General features: G+C 64.3%; 1 protein-coding gene. It reads right to left on the bottom strand.

The genetic code is table 11. From position 1 onward, the window contains the following. A partial coding sequence (locus tag GY769_23360; GenBank protein MCP4204857.1) for a polyphosphate kinase occupies positions 1-1,111 on the bottom strand: 1,111 nt, incomplete at both ends.

Genomic DNA, 1,111 nt, shown 5'->3' with positions numbered 1-1,111 from the left:
TGCTCGAGGAAGCGCCCGACAATGCTGACGACCGACACGGTTTCAGAGATGCCCGGCAGGCCGGGACGCAGCCGGCAGCTGTCCCGCACGATCAGCTCGACCTTGACACCGGCGCGCGAGGCGCGATAGAGCGCTTCGGTAATATCGGCATCCTCGAGCGCGTTGGTTTTGAACCGGATCAGTCCCGGCGATGCCTTGGAATGACCCTCGATCTCGCGCTCGATCTTGCTGAGCAAGGCCTTCTTGAGGAACTTCGGCGCGGTCAGCAACCGGCGGTAGCGCCGGGACGGCTTGCAGCCGCTGGTCAGGTAGTTGAACAGCTCCGTCAGGTCGCTGCCGATGTCGTCGTCGCAGGTCAGGAGGCCGAGGTCCGAATAGATCCTCGCCGTCCCGGCATGGTAGTTGCCGGTGCCGATGTGGGCGTAACGCCTGAGCCCGTTGAAGTCCTGGCGGACCACTAGGATCACCTTCGAGTGGGTCTTGAGGCCGAGCACGCCATAGGTCACGTGAATACCGGCGTCCTCCAGCCGGCTGGCCCAGCGGATGTTCGCCGCCTCGTCGAAGCGCGCCTTGAGCTCGACCGCAACCGCAACCTGCTTGCCGTTCCGCACCGCATCCAGAAGGTACTCGATGATCTCGGTGTCGGCCGAGGTCCGGTAGAGCGTCATCTTGATCGCCCGCACCTTGGGATCCCTGCTCGCCTCGCGGACGAAGCGCTCGACCGAGGTGGTGAAGGACTCGTAGGGATGGTGCAGCAGGATCGGGCCGGATTCACGGATCAGATGGAAGATGCTCCGGTTGTCCTGCAGCTTGACGTTGGTGATCGGGTGGTGATCGGGGTCGTGCAGCTCGGGGATGCCGAGGCCGGCGAGCTCCATCAGGTCCTTGATGCCGAGCAGGATCTCGGACTGAAAGACGTCCATGTCCTCGTCCAGGCCGAGCTCGGCGGCGAGCATGCCGCGGCGCACCGGGTCCATGCCGTTGTGGATCTCCAGGCGGACGAAGGGCGCGAACTTCCTGTCGCGCAGCTCGGTCTCGATCAGGTTCAGCAGATCCTCGGCTTCCTCCTCGTCCCGCTCGGTATTGGCATTCCGCGTGACCCGGAAGATCT

The organism is bacterium (genome assembly GCA_024224155.1).
Lineage (GTDB): Bacteria > Acidobacteriota > Thermoanaerobaculia > Multivoradales > JAHEKO01 > CALZIK01.
Note: the sequence above shows the minus strand (reverse complement) of the source record. Positions and strands in the feature narration are given on the sequence as shown.